This window comes from Sphingomonas sp. Leaf62, from assembly GCF_001421915.1.
GTDB lineage: Bacteria > Pseudomonadota > Alphaproteobacteria > Sphingomonadales > Sphingomonadaceae > Sphingomonas.
The window spans coordinates 151,818-166,795 of the sequence record NZ_LMLN01000029.1 but is presented as its reverse complement, the minus strand read 5'-3'; the positions used below and the strand labels follow the sequence as shown (position 1 = coordinate 166,795).

The following is a 14,978-nucleotide window of genomic DNA, read 5'->3' as shown; positions in this document are numbered from 1 at the left end:
GGTCGGGGAGAGGGGCAGTCGGAACCTCTCGGCCGAACCCCCCTCTCCCCTGCCCTCTCCCCTGAAGGGGAGAGGGAGTGAGGTTTTGAAAATGCTGCACTTCGAACTCGTGACCCCCGAAAAGCTGGTGCGGTCGGAATCGGTCTACATGGTCACGGTTCCGGGAACCGAAGGCGACTTCGGCGTGCTGGAAGGCCACGCGCCGTTCATGTCGACGATCCGCGATGGCGACGTCCTGATCCAGCGCACCGAAAAGGGCGAGGCAGAGCGCATCGCGATCCGCGGCGGCTTTGCCGAGGTGAATTCCAAGGGTCTGACGATCCTCGCCGAACAGGCCGGCTGATCGCGCTCACAATGCGTTAAACGAAACGCCGCGTCGGACCGAGGTTCGGCGCGGCGTTTTGCGTTTGGAGCGTTCACCAATCGAGGGTCACCCCCGACTCGATCCGGGACCGCGCTTCTACTGCACGGTGAAGGAAATGCGTATTGGGCAGCTATCTCTGTCCCATCGGCAGTAGCTATCCATGCGGATGCGCGTTCCGGTATACGTCCAGCAGATGCGCGGCATCGACCGCCGTATAGATTTGCGTCGAGGACAGGCTGGCATGGCCCAGCAGCGCCTGTAGCGATCGAAGGTCCGCCCCCCGGCCCAACAGATGCGTGGCAAAGCTGTGGCGCAGCGCATGGGGCGTCGTGCGGTCGCCGAGGCCGAGCCGCCCGCGCGCGGCCTGCACCGCCCGCCGGACGACCCCGGCAGCCAGCGGCCCGCCCTTTGCCCCCCGGAACAGCGGCGCGGCGCGCGCGGTGCCCCAGGGTTGCTGCGCGACATAGGCCTCGATCGCGGTACGGACCGGCGGCAGCAGCGGCACGACCCGCGTCTTGTCGCGCTTGCCGGTCACGACCAGCGTCGCACCGAGCGGCAGGACCGCGCCCGTCAGCGACAATGCCTCGCCGATGCGCAGTCCCGCACCATAAAGCAGCAGCAACACCGCCCAGTCGCGGGCACCGATCCACGGTTCGGCGGCAAAGTCGGCGACGTCCCCGGCCAGCGCCACCGCGTCGTCGGGCGAGATCGGACGGGGCACGGTCTTGCCGGTGCGCGGCCCGCGCAGGCGCGGTGCTTCAACACCGGCAAAATCGAGAAAGGCACGCACCGCCGACAATTCGCGTGCGGCGGACGCATTGCCCAGCCCGTCCTCACGGCGACGGGCGAGGAAGGCGCGCAGGTCGGTGGCGGTGATGCGGCCCAGTCGCCCGCCATCGACCGCCCCGCCCCAATGGCCTTGCAGGAACGCGATCAGCCGCTCGGCGGTCGCGGCATAGGCACGGACGGTATGCGCGGATCGTCGACGATCCCGCGCCAGATGCGTCGCGAAGGCCAGCAGCAGGGGCTGCGTCAGGTCGTCCACGCCAGCCCCCGCTTCGATCAGACGATCGTCTGGCCCGACTTGGCCCAGTCGGCCATGAAGCCTTCGATCCCCTTGTCGGTCAGCGGATGCTTGACCAGCGCGCGGATGACCGACGGCGGGGCGGTCATCACGTCCGCACCCATCTTGGCCGATTCGAGGACGTGGATCGGATGCCGGACGCTGGCGACGAGGATCTCGGTCCCGAAATCGTAATTGTCGTAGATCAGGCGGATATCGCTGATGAGCCCCATGCCGTCGAAACCGATATCGTCATGCCGCCCGACGAACGGCGAGACGAAGGTCGCGCCGGCCTTTGCCGCCAGCAGCGCCTGATTGGCGGAGAAGCATAGCGTGACGTTGACCATCGTACCGTCGTCGGTCAGCGCCTTGCAGGTCTTGAGGCCGTCGATGGTGAGCGGCACCTTCACCGCGACGTTATCGGCCAGTTTGCGCAGGATTTCGGCCTCGCGCATCATGCCGACATGGTCGAGCGCCACGACCTCCGCCGATACCGGCCCCGGCGTGATCGAACAGATTTCGCGCACGACCTCAAGGAAATCGCGGCCCGATTTGTGGATCAGCGACGGGTTGGTGGTCACACCGTCGAGCAGGCCGGTTTCGGCCAGTTCGCGAATGTCGCTGGTATCGGCGGTGTCGACGAAGAATTTCATGGGACTCGGTTCCTGCGCGGGTCTTGGAAAGATGCCGCCCCATCGCCCATCGGCGCGGCCGGAGCAAGGGCAGGCCGACGTCGACCCTTTTCCTGCGCGCGCCGATCCAGTATCTGCGCGCGCATGACCGCGCCGCAACCCGAATGGGCCCCCCACGCCGCCGTATGGATCGGCTATCCCAGCCACGCCGAACTGTGGCTGGAGGACCTCGACCCCGCCCGGGACGAAGTCGTCGCCTTTGCGAAGGCCGTCCACGCCGAAGGACGCGGCGAGACGGTGATCCTGGTCGCCGCAACCGTGGAAGCGGCCGACGACGCCCGCACCCGCGCCCCCTTTGCCGAAGTCACGATCGAGGCGTTCGGCGACATCTGGCTGCGAGATACCGGCCCGATCATCGGCGGCGACGGCACCGCGCACCGGTTCGGCTTCAACGGCTGGGGCGGGAAGTACGACCTGCCCGGCGACAGCGACATCGGCCTGCGCCTTGCCCGCGGGCGTGGGCTGACCGTGGCCGATCACGACTGGATCATCGAGGGCGGCGCGATCGACGGCGACGGTACCGGGCTGGTCGTGACGACCGAGCAATGCCTGCTCAACCCCAATCGCAACACCGGTTTCTTCAAGACGGCGGCGGAAGCGCGGCTGCACGACGATCTCGGCTACGACCGGGTATTGTGGCTGGGCGACGGGCTGCTGAACGATCATACCGACGGCCATGTCGACAATCTGGCGCGCTTCGTCGGGCCGAACCGGCTGGCGATCCCGCAGGCGGCCGAGAACGATCCCAACTGGCGCATCTATCAGGATGCGACGGCACGGGCACAGGCGTTCGGCGTCGAGGTAGTGCCGGTCCCCTCCCCCGGCCGCGTGCTGTCGCCCGAGGAGGAGATCATTCCGGGCAGCCACATGAACTTCTATATCGGCAACGCCGTGGTGGTCGTGCCGCTCTACGGCACCGGCACCGATGCCGCCGCCATCGCCGCCTTTGCCGGGATTTTCCCGGATCGCGAGGTCGTGGGGCTGCGCGCCGATCACATCCTGACCGGCGGCGGCAGCTTCCACTGCATCAGCCAGCAGATTCCGGCGTAACCCGAAGGACCGCCCCGTCATGACCGAGATCACCGTCGCCGCGCTCCAGCTCGGCTTCTCGACCGATATCGACCGCAACATCGCCAATGTATCGCGGCTGGTCCGCGAGGCTGCGGCACGGGGTGCTCAGGTCATCCTGCCGCCCGAATTGTTCGAAGGCGAATATTTCTGCCGGGTCGAGGACGAAGGGCTGTTCGCCAACGCCAAGCCGGTCACCGAGCATAAGGCGGTGCTGTCGATGCAGGCGCTGGCCAGCGAGTTGAAGGTGCATATTCCGACCAGCTTCTTCGAAGCCGACGGCCCGCATCACTACAACAGCCTCGCGATGATCGACCCCGATGGTCGCGTGCAGGGCGTGTATCGCAAGAGCCATATCCCCGATGGTCCGGGATATGAAGAGAAATTCTATTTCCGCCCCGGCAATACCGGGTTCAAGGTATGGGACGGCCCGGCCAAGCTGGGCGTCGGCGTCTGCTGGGACCAATGGTATCCCGAGACCGCCCGCGCGCTGATGCTGATGGGCGCGGAAGTGCTGTTCTATCCGACCGCGATCGGCAGCGAACCGCACGACACCAGCCTCGACACCGCGCGGCTGTGGCGGCGGGCGATGGTCGGCCATGCGGTGTCGAACGTCGTGCCGGTAGTCGCCGCCAACCGGGTCGGGGTCGAACATGGCCAGACCTTCTACGGCACGTCGTTCATTACCGACGAGCGCGGCGACATCCTTGCCGAACTTGATCGCGAGGAAGAGGGGGTTATTACCGCAACGCTCGACCTCGACCGGGTCAAGCGCCACCGCGCCGCCTTCGGTTTCTTCCGCGACCGGCGGCCGGAGCTGTACGGTCGGCTGGTGCAGGATATTTGAAGTAGCGAGCATCGTCATTCCCGCGCAGGCGGGAAGGACGATGGGTCAGTCGGCAAAGTTCGGCGCACGCCGCTCCATGCCGGCACGCACGGCTTCGACCTGATTGGCACTACCGAGCAGCGCGATCTGTTCGGCGCGTTCGGCGGTAAGGATCGTTGCGGCATCCGCATCGTCGGCGAGGTTGGCGAGGCGCTTGGCGGCACGCACCGCGTCCGGGCTGCGCTCGGCGATCGATCGGGCCATTGCCTGCGCCGCTGCAAGCGGGTCGTCGGACAGCCGCGTTACGAACCCCGCCGCCTGCGCCTCGACCGCGTCGAACTCCCGCGCGGTGAACGCCAGTTCGCGCAGCACGTCGCCCCGCACATCGCGCCACAGCGCGAAGCCGGCCATGTCGGCGACCAGTCCCCATTTCGCCTCCAGGATCGCAAAGCGCGTATCGGGGGCGGCGATCCGGACATCGGCGCCGGCCATGATCTGCAGCCCGCCACCCAATGCCAGCCCATGCACCGCGGCGATCACCGGCATCGGCAACGTCCGCCAGCCCCATGCGACCTGCTGCACCCGGTTGGCGATGCCATGCGTCCGCGTCATCAGGTCGAGGCCCGCCGCGCCCGCCGCCATGCTCGCCATGTCCAGCCCGGCGCAAAAGGCGCGCCCCTCGCCCGACAGGATGACGCAGCGCGCCGGGGACGCGCGCAACGTCTCGATCGTGTCGATCAGCGCGTCGAACATCGCCGGATCGATCGCGTTCATCTTACCGCGGCGGGTCAGCCGGACGTCGGCGATGCCGTCCGCGATCCTCGTCGTTACCCGCATCGGTCCCGCTCCCCAACTTCCCCCTTTTCAATCGACGCGGCGCGCGTAGCATGGGGGCAGCCGGACGATACCGGCGGGGGAGAGGAGAGGAAAGATGCGGCATTGGTGGTTGGCCGTGGCACTGCTGGCGGCACCGGCCGTCGCGCAGGACGCGGGCGTCGGCGACGTGTATGGCACCGCACTCGGCAATGGCTGGGAAAACTGGAGCTGGGCGAAGGTCGAATTGTCGAGCGAGGTACTGGGATCGCAGCGCAAGCCGATCCGGATCGAGGCTGGGCCGTATCAGGCGCTGTACCTGCACCACGCGCCGTTCGACACCACGGCGTATAAATCGGTGACGATGCTGATCCAGGGCATGGACGGCGGCGCGCAGCAGTTGCGGATCGTCGCGGTGGTCGATGGCAAGCCGCTGGATGCGCAGGCCTATGCGGTGACGTTGCCCGCAAGCGGCTGGAAGAAGATCGAACTGCCGCTGTCGAGGATCGGTGCCGACAAGAAGCAGATCGACGGACTATGGGTACAGAATGCGACCGACAAGGTGGTCGCGCCCTTCTATGTCACGGAGATCGCGTTGCACTGACCCCCGCCGCCGCTTCAACCGACCGCCGAAACGCTTTACACGGGCCGGCGATGACTGGTTTCCCGCCCCCGCCCGGCTTCGACCCGGCCCGCTTCTTTTCGGCGCGGGTCGGTGGTCATGGGTCGCGGCTGGGCATCGGCTATCAGGCGCATGGCGCGGACTGGTGCGAGTTGCTGCTGCCGTTCCGCCCCGACCTGATCGGCGATCCGGCGCGCGGCGTGCTGGCGTCGGGGCCGATCCTGACGCTGATGGACATGGCGACCAGCGTCGGCGTGTGGCTTAAACGCGGGGCGTTCCTGCCGCATGCGACGCTCGACCTGCGGCTCGACTATCTGCGCCCGGCCACGCCGGAGCGGACGGTGGTCGGGCGCGGCGAATGTTACCGCGTCGCGCGGCAGGTCGCGTTCGTGCGCGGCATCGCCCATGACGGCGACCCCGACGATCCGGTCGCGCATGTCGCCGGCACGTTCATGCTGCTGGACGCGGGCTGATGCTGCCACCCTATGCCGACCTGCTCGGGCTGACGCTCGACACCGACGATGCCGGGCACCCGATCGTCGCGATGGCGTTCGCCGACGACCTGCTCGGTCGACCCGGCTTCGTCCATGGCGGTGCGATCGGCGGCATGCTGGAAATGGCGGCATGGGTGGCGCTGCGCCACGCGCTGGGCGCGGACGAGGCGACGATCAAGCCGATCAACGTCACCATCGACTATATGCGTGGCGGGCGCGAACGGACGACATGGGCGGCGGGCAGCGTCACCCGGCTGGGTGCGCGCATCGCCAATGTCGCCGCGACCGCGTGGCAGGACGATCGCGACCGGCCGATCGCGGCGGCGCGGCTGAACTATCTGCTACGGCGCTGAAGCCGCCCCGGATATTTTCAAGACCTGCGATAGTTGTGCGACATTCGGGACGTAGCAGCTGTGCACCGCAACGATGCGGGCACGGTTTCAAAAGGGTTTTGCATGGCGCGGTGGACATTGGCGGTTTTGGCACTGGGGTCGGCACCGGCTGCGCTGGCGGCGCAGACCGCCCCGGTCGCGGGAACCACGCAGGCCCCTGTCGCTCAGACCCCGACCGCGCTGCAACCGGGTGAACCGACCGATCCTGCCGGAGCCGGCGGCACCGAGACCGAAAGCGAAGCCGAAGAGATCGTCGTCACCGGCCGCCCGCCCCCCGGATCGGTGCCGGGCGACATCAAGCCCGAATTGCAACTGTCGCCGGCCGACATCCGCTCCTACGGCGTCAGTTCGGTCGCGGAACTGGTCGCCGAACTCGCGCCGCAGCTGCAATCGGTGCGCGGCGGGGAGCCGGTCTTTCTCGTCAACGGACGGCGTTCGGCGGGTTTTCAGGAAGTCCGCGACCTTCCGACCGAGGCAATCCTGCGCGTCGACATCCTTCCGGAAGAAGTCGCGCTGAAATTCGGCTATCGGTCGGACCAGAAGGTCATCAACTTCGTCCTGCGCCCGCGTTTCCGCAGCTATACCGGCGAATTACAGGGCAGCGTACCGACCGAAGGCGGATCGAGCAATGTCGAGGCCGAGGCGGGTCTCGTCCGCATCGACCGCGACAAACGCTTCAACCTGAACCTGCAGGCGGAGACGACCAGCAACCTGCTGGAAAGCGAACGCGGCATCATCCCGAACACGTCGGGCACGCCGTACGATCTGATCGGCAACGTGACCGGCACGACCAATGGCGCGGCGATCGATCCGGGGCTGAGCGCGCTGGCCGGCACCCCCGTCACCGTCGCGGCGGTGCCGGACGGCGCGCCGACGCTGGCGGGATTTGCCGCCGGAGCCAACACACCGCGCGTCACCGACACCACGCCGTTCCGGACGCTGTCGGGCGCGGTGGACCGTTTTTCCGCCAACGGCGTCTATGCGCGCAGCATCTTCGGCAATGTTGCGGCGACGGTGACCGGGCGGGTGGAGCATAACCGCACCGAATCGCTGCTCGGCCTGCCCGCCATCTCGCTCACCTTGCCCGGCAACGCGCCGCTCTCACCCTTTGCCAGCACGGTGATCGTCCGGCGCTATGCCGAGGCCGAGCCGCTGGTCCAGAATGGCGAGACGACGACCGCCAACGCCGGTTTCGCGTTGAACGGCGATCTCGGCCGGTGGCGCTGGACCGCGAACGGCAATTACGACCGCATCGAAACCAGCACCCGCACCGATCGCGGCGTCGACGTGACCGATATCCAGGCAGCGGTCAGTGCGGGCACGTTCAGCCCGTTCGGCGATCTCGGCAACCTGATCCGCACCGCCGATCGCGCGAAATCGGTGTCCAGCATCGCCGGCATCAATGGCCTCGTCGCCGGATCGCCCTTCTCGCTGCCCGCCGGTGATGCCAGCACCAGCATCCGCATCGCCGGCACGACCAGCGATTTCAGCAGCGATTCGGTGCGCGCCGGGGTGGCGAGTGCCGCCGATCTCGGCCGCGACAGCGGGTCGATACGCGCCAATATCGACCTGCCGATCGCCAATGCCGCGCGCGACGTCCTGTCCGCGCTCGGCCGCCTGTCGCTGAACGCCAATGCGGAAGTCGAGCAGCTGTCGGACTTCGGGACGCTGACCTCGTACGGCTACGGCCTCAATTGGCAACCGATCACCGCGCTGCGCGTGCTGGCATCGATCAGTCACGAACAGAATGCGCCGTCGCAGCAGCAGCTTGGCAACCCGTTCATCACCACGCCCTTCGTCCGCCGCTTCGACTATGTCCTCGGCCAGACGGTCGACGTCACCGCGATCAGCGGCGGCAACCCCGATCTGGTGCAAAGCGACAGCCGCGTCCTGAAACTGGGGGTGAACCTGAAGCCGTGGAGCGAGCGCGATATCTCGTTCCAGTTCGATTATACCAACAACCACACCGACAACCCGATCCGCACCTTCCCGACGATCACCGCCGAGATTCAGGACGCTTTTCCCGATCGCTTCACCCGCGATCCGGTCAGCGGCGTCCTGACCCGCGTCGATGGACGCCCGGTCAATTTCGCGCGCGCCGACAGCAGCGTGCTGCGCTACGGCGTCAACTTCGCCAAACGGATCACCACCGCCCGTTCGCGCGCGGCCGAGGCCGAGCGGCGCGCCTTCATGGAACGCCGCCGGGCCGAGCGGGAAGCAGCGGAAGCGGCCGGTGCGCCGCCGCCACCGCCCGGTGCCGGCGAAGGACGCGGGCCGGGCGGCGGTGGTCCGGGTGGCGCCGGACGTGGCTTTGGCGGCCCCGGCGGGTTCGGCGGCGGCGGTGGCGGGCGCGGCGGTTTCGGGGGCGGTGGCGGTGGCGGCGGCCGGCTGTGGTTCGGCGTCTATCATAGCGTGAACCTGACCGACACGATCGTGATCCGGTCCGGCCTGCCCGAACTCGACCTGCTGAACGGGTCGGCGGTCGACGACAATGGCGGCACCCCGCGCCACCAGATCGATTTCAACGGCGGCTATGTTCGCGACGGGCTGGGCGCGCGGGTGACCGTCAACTGGCAGTCGGGGACCGAGGTCAATGGCGGTGCCAACGGCACCGGCCAGACGCTCGATTTCGGCGGTCTCGCGCGGGTCGGGCTGCGGTCGTGGATCGAACTGGGCCAGCAACCCGGACTGGTCCGCGACAATCGCTGGCTGCGCGGCGCGCGGATCAGCATCGGTGTCGACAATCTGTTCAATGCGCGCCAGCGGGTGACCGACGCCAACGGCGTGGTGCCGATCAACTATCAGCCCGGCTATCGCGATGCGACCGGGCGCGTCGTGCGGCTGACCTTCCGCAAGCTGTTCTTCTGATCCGCCCGATCAATGCGCCTCCGAACGCTCTCCTTCGGCGTGTTCGACGCCGGGGCGCGGTACATCGGCCCGCGCGGGGGCGTCGCTGTCGGTGCTGGCCATGCGACGCCCGCCGAACCCGGCCGTTTCCTGATAGAGCAGCGTGATCGCGACGCGGCGGTTGCGCGGATCATAGGGGTCCTTGGCGACCATCGGCTCGCGATCGGCCACGCCCTCGATCCGTTCGAAGCGGCGTTCGCCGACCCCGGCCACCGCGAGGCGGCGCCGCGTCGCCTCCGCCCGGCCCGATGACAGCATCCAGTTGTTCATCGTCTCGCGCCGGCCATAGGCGATCGAATCGGTATGCCCCCGGATCATGATCGTGTTGGGCAGGTCCTTTACCGTCTCGGCGATCAGCGCCATCAGCTTCGACGCTTCGGGGGCAAGCGCGGTCGTGCCCAGCGAGAACATCGAATAATCGGCATTGTCGACCAGATCGATCCGCACGCCGTCATGCGTCGGCACGACCCGGACATTATTGGCGAGCTTGCGCAGTTCTAGGCTGGCTTGCAGCTTCTGTTTCAGTTCGCGCTTCACCTTGTCGAACGCCTTGCGATCGGCCTCGGCCATTTCGGCCTTGTTCTTCAGCCGGCCTTTTTCGCCCGAACCGGCCTTTTCGCCGCCATTGGCATCGACCGGGATGGTCAGCGACCGCGTGCCCGTCTGCGCGGCGCGGTGCGGATAGCTGTCCTTGTCGACGATCGATTCGCCGCCGAACAGCCCGTTCGATCCCGCTGCACCGGCCTTCACCGTGACCAGCGAGGGGGTGAAGTAATCGGCCAGTCCCTTGCGCTGCTTCTCGGTGGTGGCACCCAGCAGCCACATCAGCAGGAAGAACGCCATCATCGCCGTCACGAAGTCGGCATAGGCGACCTTCCACGCACCGCCGTGATGGCCGCCATGGCCCTCGGCGATGATCTTCTTGACGATGATGACGGGGGGCGGCTGATTATTGCCGTGGGGTGCCTTCGCCATGGGATCAGCGTCCGCGCAGGCCGTCGAAGACTTCGGCGAAACCGGGCTGGTTGTGGTGCGGGATGCCCGAACGCGCCGCTTCGATCACCAGCGGCTGCGGATGGCCGTGGAGCGAGGCGATGATGATCTGCTTGACGGTGTGATAGATGGCGGCATCGGCGTCGATCACCTGCTGCAACCGGCCGGCCAGCGGTCCGACCAGACCGTAGGCGAGCAGAATGCCGAGAAAGGTACCGACCAGCGCCGACCCGATCATGCCGCCCAGGACCGACGGCGGCTTGTCGATCGATCCCATCGTCTTGACCACGCCGAGCACCGCCGCGACGATGCCGAGCGCAGGCAGCGCGTCGGCAAGGCCCTGCAACGTCGCCTGCGGTCCCTGTTCCTCGTGGTGATGGGTCTTGATGGCGTTATCCATGACCTCCTCGACCGCATGGACGTCGAGCGTACCCGACGACACGACGACGAGACGCAGCGTATCGGCGATCAGGTTGACCAGCGTATGGTCCTTCACCAGCCGCGGATATTCGCCGAACACCGACGATGATTTCGGGTCCTCGACATGGGGTTCGAGCGCGATCGGTCCTTCGGCGCGCAGCATCTTCATCAGCTTCGACACGAGGAAGATCGCGTCGAGATAATCCTGCTTCTTGTACTTGGGGCCTTTCAGCACCTTCATGAAGCCGCCGCCCATGCCCTTCAGCTCGCGACCCGAATTGCCGATGATCAGCGCGCCCACCGCCGCGCCGCCGATGATGAGCATTTCGTGCGGCAGGGCGTGCAGCACGGGTCCAAGATCGCCACCGGTGAAGGCGAACCCGCCGAACACCATGACGAGAAGGACGACGAAGCCGATGGCCGGAAACATATGGCGCTTGCCCCTGGGTTACGATCCGTTGCGCCGCTGTCTGCGTCGCATCACCCGTCCCTTGTGGCCGATAGACGTCGAGAAATCGTTACCACCCGACAATTTACCGTCGGGCGAGGTTCATTGCCGTCACTTCAGATAGTTGAACAGCGACATGCCCGCCAACTTGGAAATGCTGGCCTGCGTTGCGCTGAGAATCGTCAACGTCTTCTGAAACTCGACCATCGTCGTCGAAATGTCGGTATCTTCCAGCGCGCTGCGCGCTTCCTCACGGTCGATGCCGATATTTTCCAGCTGGCTCGATTCGATCTCCAGCCGTGCCGCGCGCGCGCCGTTGGCGGCACGCGCCGCCGTCACCTGTGCCTCGGCCGTATCCAGCTTGCCCAGTGCAGTGCCGATCTTCGCCGAATAGGCTTTTCGAGCGGCGTCGACGTCGAAGGCCGGGGCGTCCGGGTCGACCGGTACCGCCGGATCGACCACCGGCTTGTCGGTCGGCATCTCCATCGCCGTCTTCAGATCGTCGATCAACGCAAAGATGTCGACACCGCCATTGGCCCCGCTGAACACCCGGCTGCCATCGATGCCGACCTGCATCTCGCTCGCCTCGCCGATGCGGACGTTCGCGACCGATGCGTTGCCGGTATAGGTGATCTCGCCGGTCGTCGCGTCCTTGGCGAAGGCCACGTCGCCGGTCCCGCCGAACACCGGATGATTGCGCACGTCGCGACCGTTGGCGATCGCCAGCAGGCCTTCGCGAATCTGATCGAGTTCGGTCGCGATCGCCACCTTGTCCTTGGCATTCAGCGTATCGCTGCCCGCGCGAACGGTCAGTTCGCGAACGCGCACCAGCCGTTCGTCGGCGTTGCCCAGCGCCGTATCGGCCTGCGCCAGCAATCCGCGCGACAAGGTGATGTTGGATCGGAAGGCGTTCGAGTCCGCCTCGTCCTTCTTGATCCCGCCCAGCATCATCCACGCCGCCGAGTCCTGCGACGCGACTTTCAAATGCTTCTGCGTCGACAATTCGGTGTTCAGCCGGTTGAGGTCGCCGTTCAGCCGCGTCATCTGGTTCGTGGCGCGATTGTAGAAGTTGGCGGTGGAGATTTGCATCGGTCGTCCTATCGGATCGCGAACAGCGTATCGAACGTTTCGCGCGCGACCTGGATTACGCGGCTCGACGCCTGATAGGCCTGCTGGAAACGCATCAGGTTCACCGCTTCCTGGTCGAGGTTCACGCCCGCCGCCGAATCGCGCGCGTCGACCGCCGAATCGCGGATCGCACCCTGTGCCTCGGCAATGGTCTTGCGCGCGTTCAGTGCCGACCCGTTGCTCGATTGCAGTGCGACCACCCGCTGTTCGAACAGGCCGTTGCGGCGGGCGTCGAACAGCTTCGACAGGTTGCCGCTGTCGCGCGGCCCCTGCCCCGCCGTCGCCGCCGCGATCTTGGCCGGGTCGCCCATGATGCGGGTCACGCGCCCGGTCGGTTCCATCGCGAACATCGGCGCACCGGCAGCGGCGTTCAGATCCTCGCCGCTGGCGAGCGCGCCGTTGACGTCCATGACGAAATCGGTGGCGACATCGACCACCTCCTTGCGCATGTCGCTGATCCGCTTGGCGCCGTCGACCATACCGGCCAGCGCGCCGCCGCGCGGGATCAAAATGCTTTCGGTGCCGCCACGCATGGTCGTGAACACCGGCGCGCCGTCTTCGTCGCGTTCGAACCGGACCGTCGACGCCTCGATCCCGTGGACCATCAGCGGGCCATCCGCGCCGCCCGCCCGCACCGTTACCCGACCGGTCGTATCGAACTTGACGTCGATGTCGGTCATCTCGCTCATCTCGTCGAGCATCAGGTCGCGCTGATCGAGCAGCTGCGCCTCGCCCGTCGATCCCTTCGAAACCCGCGACAGACCGTCGTTGATCCGGGCCAGCACTGCCGCATTGTTGCTGAGCTTGCTGACCGCGTTATCGGCATTGAGGTCGAGATTGCCGGCCGTTTCGTCGAGCGCGCCGATCGTGCCCGAAAACGCCTGCGCGACGCTTTCCGCCGATTCGAGCATCGACCGGCGCGGCGCATCGGCCGACGGGTCGGCGGACAGGGCCGTGGCGCTGTTGAAGAAGGCAGTCATGCGATCGGTCAGCGCGCGGCTGGTCAGCGCATCCTCGATCCGCGCCATCCACACGATGCCGCCATCGCTGCGCGACACGTCGGAGGTCGACTGGCGCACTTCCTGCGACCGGAAGACGTCGGCGGCCCGCGCGACGCCGGTAACGGTCACCCCGCTGCCAGAAATCTGCCGCGACGAACCCACGCCGATTTCGGCAAGCGACGTCGTCCGCCGAACATACCCGGTGGTGCCGGCGTTCGCGATATTGTCCGACGTCGTGGTCAGCGACGATTGATACGCCCTGACCCCGCTTGCCCCGATCGACAGCAGGTCGCTCATCCGCTCTTCCCTTCACCCGAAGTAACGACCGAATCGGTCCGGGCTTGAGCGGGATTATTGGCATCGGCCACGTTAACCATCTGTGACCGGGCGAGAAACTCGGTCATCGCCTTGCCGATTCCCAGCGGCGTCGTGACCGACATGTTTTCGGCGACCTTCTGGTCCCACATATCGCGGAACTGACCGGCGGCCTTGTTGTCGAACAGGGTGTCGGCCAGCTTCGCCTGCCGCATCGATTTCAGCATCATGCCGGTGAAGACCGATTCGAACCGCTGTCCGGCCGCCTTCAGATTGTCCTTGTTGCCGATGCGGGTGGTGTCGACCCCGACGCGGGTCGTCGCGCCGATCACGCTCACAGGACTACCAGCTCCGCCTTCAGCGCACCCGCTTCCTTCAGGGCTTCGAGGATCGCGACCAGATCGGCGGGCGATGCGCCGATCGCGTTGATCGCCTTCACGACATCGGCCAGCTTGGGACCGGGCGCGAGCACGAACATCGGCTTGACCTCCTGCTCGACCGTGACGCCGCTCTTCTGTTCGACGGCGGTCTGGCCTTGGCTCAACGGGGCGGGTTGGCTGACGCGCTGGTTTTCGTCGATCTTCACCGTCAGCTTGCCGTGCGTCACCGCAGAGGGCGCGACCCGCACCGCCGAGTTGATGACGACCGTACCGGTGCGGGCGTTGACGATGACGCGTGCGGCGGTCTCGGCCGATTCTACGGGAATATTCTCGACCTCGCTCATCAGCATCGCGCGGGTGTCGGCACCGGGTGCGGCACGCAGCGCGACCGACACCGCGTCGATCGCGGTCGCGGTGCCCGCGCCGAAGCGCCGGTTGATCGCACCCGCGACATTCTGCGCAGTGGTGAAATCGGCCTGCGCCAGATTGAAGGTCAGCGTGGGGGCGGTCGCGAAGCCGGTGTCGACCATGCGTTCGACCGTCGCCCCTTCGGGGATACGGCCGGTCGACGGGATGTTGACGACGATCTTCGATCCGTCGGCACCCTCGGCACCCAGACCGCCGACCGCGAGATTGCCCTGCGCCATGGCGTAAATTTGACCATCGGCACCCAGCAGCGGGGTCATGATCAGCGCACCGCCGCGCAACGACTTGGCCTTGCCCATCGAGGCAACCGTCACGTCGAGCCGCTGGCCAGGCTTGGCGAAGGGCGGCAGTTCGGCAGTGATCAGCACGACCGCCGCGTTCTTCATCCCCGGATTGGCGCCGGGCGGCAGTTGCAGTCCCATGCGCGAGGCGATCGCCTTCACCGACTGTACGGTATATTCGAGATTGTCGTCGCCGGTGCCGGGCAGGCCGACGACGATGCCGTAGCCGGTCAACTGGTTCGACCGGATGCCCTGAAAACGGCCAAGGTCCTTGACCCGCTCCGCCGAGGCGGGCGCGATCATCAGGAGGGCGGCGAAAATGGCGAGCAGGAAGCGCATGGACAG

16 protein-coding genes are annotated in these 14,978 nt (G+C 66.8%); 7 read left to right on the top strand and 9 right to left on the bottom strand.

The features are described from left to right. Positions 1–91: 91 nt before the first annotated feature. Complete coding sequence (locus ASE91_RS15140) at positions 92–343, top strand: ATP synthase F1 subunit epsilon (RefSeq protein ID WP_056002855.1); 252 nt, start codon at positions 92–94, stop codon at positions 341–343. 175 nt (positions 344–518) lie between these two features. Here the strand turns inward: ASE91_RS15140 and ASE91_RS15135 are convergent, their stop codons facing one another. Together ASE91_RS15135 and fsa are read right to left on the bottom strand one after the other, a co-directional pair. Beyond that, positions 519–1,409, bottom strand: a complete 891-nt coding sequence (locus tag ASE91_RS15135) for a tyrosine recombinase XerC (RefSeq protein ID WP_443024550.1) — start codon at positions 1,407–1,409, stop codon at positions 519–521. 17 nt (positions 1,410–1,426) lie between these two features. Next, entirely contained in the window at positions 1,427–2,080 is a 654-nt protein-coding gene (gene fsa, locus ASE91_RS15130) for a fructose-6-phosphate aldolase (RefSeq protein WP_056627521.1), read from the bottom strand. 123 nt (positions 2,081–2,203) lie between these two features. Here fsa and ASE91_RS15125 point away from each other — a divergent pair, with 123 nt between their 5' ends. Further along, positions 2,204–3,169, top strand: coding sequence for an agmatine deiminase family protein (locus tag ASE91_RS15125; RefSeq protein WP_056627518.1), 966 nt, complete (start codon positions 2,204–2,206; stop codon positions 3,167–3,169). A 19-nt stretch (positions 3,170–3,188) separates the two neighbouring features. Continuing rightward, positions 3,189–4,034 (top strand): N-carbamoylputrescine amidase, encoded by an 846-nt coding sequence (gene aguB / locus ASE91_RS15120; protein ID WP_056627515.1) that lies wholly within the window; start codon positions 3,189–3,191, stop codon positions 4,032–4,034. Positions 4,035–4,079: 45 nt separating this feature from the next. Here the strand turns inward: aguB and ASE91_RS15115 are convergent, their stop codons facing one another. Next, positions 4,080–4,850, bottom strand: a complete 771-nt coding sequence (locus tag ASE91_RS15115) for a crotonase/enoyl-CoA hydratase family protein (protein ID WP_056627511.1) — start codon at positions 4,848–4,850, stop codon at positions 4,080–4,082. Positions 4,851–4,944: 94 nt separating this feature from the next. On the opposite strand from ASE91_RS15115, the gene ASE91_RS15110 reads away from it, so the two are divergent. The 4 genes from ASE91_RS15110 (at position 4,945) to ASE91_RS15095 (ending at position 9,202) form a co-directional block, all read left to right on the top strand. Continuing rightward, positions 4,945–5,430 carry a hypothetical protein gene (locus tag ASE91_RS15110; protein WP_156357870.1) on the top strand — a complete coding sequence of 162 codons (486 nt, stop codon included), beginning with the start codon at positions 4,945–4,947 and terminating at the stop codon, positions 5,428–5,430. Between the two features lie 50 nt (positions 5,431–5,480). After that, positions 5,481–5,921: a PaaI family thioesterase gene (locus ASE91_RS15105; RefSeq protein WP_056627505.1), complete on the top strand. Its 441-nt coding sequence runs from the start codon at positions 5,481–5,483 to the stop codon at positions 5,919–5,921. Continuing rightward, positions 5,921–6,295: a PaaI family thioesterase gene (locus tag ASE91_RS15100; protein WP_056627502.1), complete on the top strand. Its 375-nt coding sequence runs from the start codon at positions 5,921–5,923 to the stop codon at positions 6,293–6,295. Before ASE91_RS15105 ends, ASE91_RS15100 begins: the two co-directional genes overlap by 1 nt. 102 nt (positions 6,296–6,397) lie before the next feature. Beyond that, entirely contained in the window at positions 6,398–9,202 is a 2,805-nt protein-coding gene (locus tag ASE91_RS15095; RefSeq protein WP_056627500.1) for a hypothetical protein, read from the top strand. 9 nt (positions 9,203–9,211) lie between these two features. Here ASE91_RS15095 and ASE91_RS15090 read toward each other — a convergent pair whose 3' ends face one another. From ASE91_RS15090 to ASE91_RS15065, 6 genes are all read right to left on the bottom strand, one after another. Next, positions 9,212–10,216, bottom strand: coding sequence for a flagellar motor protein MotB (locus ASE91_RS15090; RefSeq protein ID WP_082454059.1), 1,005 nt, complete (start codon positions 10,214–10,216; stop codon positions 9,212–9,214). 4 nt (positions 10,217–10,220) lie between these two features. Next, a complete protein-coding gene (gene motA / locus ASE91_RS15085) occupies positions 10,221–11,084 on the bottom strand; it encodes a flagellar motor stator protein MotA (protein WP_056399073.1) in 864 nt (287 codons plus the stop codon). 129 nt (positions 11,085–11,213) lie between these two features. After that, positions 11,214–12,191, bottom strand: a complete 978-nt coding sequence (locus ASE91_RS15080; RefSeq protein ID WP_056627497.1) for a flagellin N-terminal helical domain-containing protein — start codon at positions 12,189–12,191, stop codon at positions 11,214–11,216. An 8-nt stretch (positions 12,192–12,199) separates the two neighbouring features. Continuing rightward, positions 12,200–13,528: a flagellar hook-associated protein FlgK gene (gene flgK, locus ASE91_RS15075; protein ID WP_056627495.1), complete on the bottom strand. Its 1,329-nt coding sequence runs from the start codon at positions 13,526–13,528 to the stop codon at positions 12,200–12,202. Further along, a complete protein-coding gene (locus ASE91_RS15070) occupies positions 13,525–13,884 on the bottom strand; it encodes a rod-binding protein (protein WP_056627492.1) in 360 nt (119 codons plus the stop codon). The genes flgK and ASE91_RS15070 overlap by 4 nt, the downstream gene beginning before the upstream one ends. After that, positions 13,881–14,972, bottom strand: a complete 1,092-nt coding sequence (locus ASE91_RS15065; RefSeq protein ID WP_056002816.1) for a flagellar basal body P-ring protein FlgI — start codon at positions 14,970–14,972, stop codon at positions 13,881–13,883. The genes ASE91_RS15070 and ASE91_RS15065 overlap by 4 nt, the downstream gene beginning before the upstream one ends. Between the last annotated feature and the right edge of the window lie 6 nt (positions 14,973–14,978).